Consider the following 932-nt stretch of genomic DNA (forward strand, 5'->3'; position numbering starts at 1 on the left):
ACGGACTCGGTAGGCGGAGGTGCGGCCGGCGGCCACCCGCTCGTAGTTGTCGTCGATCCCGATCGTGGTCTCGGCCGCGCCCAGGAAGAGCCAGCCGTCCGGCCGCAGCAGCTTGGCCACGTTCTGCAGGACGGTGCGCTTGGTGGCGACGTCGAAATAGATCAGGACGTTGCGCAGGAAGATCACGTCGAACGGCTGCATGACCGGCAGCGGCGCGGTCAGGTTCATCAGCCGGAACGAGACGTTGCGGCGAAGCGCCTGGGTGATCCGCCAGTGCGCGCCGGCCCGCTCGAAGTACTGCACGAGCTGCGCGGCGGGCAGGCCGCGGTTCACCTCGACCTGGCTGTACTCGGCCGTCTCGGCCCGCTTGACCATCTCGGTCGAGATGTCGGTGCCCATGATGTCGTACGACCAGCCCGCGGGCAGCGCCTCCTGCAGCGTGATGGCCAGGCTGTACGCCTCCTGGCCGCTGGAGCTGGCGGCCGACCACACCCGCACCTTGCGGGCCGTCGACCGCGACTTGATCAGCTCGGGCAGCACGACGTCGGTGAGCGCGGCGAACGGCTCCCGGTCGCGGAACCAGGAGGTCTCGTTGGTGGTCAGCGCGTCAATGATCTTGCGCTGCTGGGCCGGGTCAGGACGGCGCTGCAGGTCGGCCAGGAACTCGCTGACCCCGGACGCCCCGACCGCGCGGGCGACCGGGATGAGCCGGGCCTCGACCAGGTATTCCTTGCCCGGGGCGAGCACGATGGAGGCCTCGCGCCGCACCAGCTGCGACACGTAGTTGAACTCGGCCTGCGACAGCGTCATCGGGCCACCGCCGCCGAGCGCCCGCTCTTGACCCGGTTGACCAGGTGCGCGGCGATCTTGTCGAGCGGCAGGATCTCGTCCGCCAGCCCCGCGCCGACCACGGCGCCCGGCATGCCCCACAC

Annotated in this window: 1 protein-coding gene; it reads right to left on the bottom strand. The window is 70.5% G+C overall.

The genetic code is table 11. The features are described 5' to 3' along the window. Window positions 1-810, bottom strand: an 810-nt coding sequence (locus OWR29_RS47965; RefSeq protein WP_267570396.1) for a CheR family methyltransferase, incomplete at its 3' end; no start/stop codon positions are given. Window positions 811-932: the final 122 nt, after the last annotated feature.

The organism is Paractinoplanes pyxinae (assembly GCF_026626335.1).
Lineage (GTDB): Bacteria > Actinomycetota > Actinomycetes > Mycobacteriales > Micromonosporaceae > Actinoplanes > Actinoplanes pyxinae.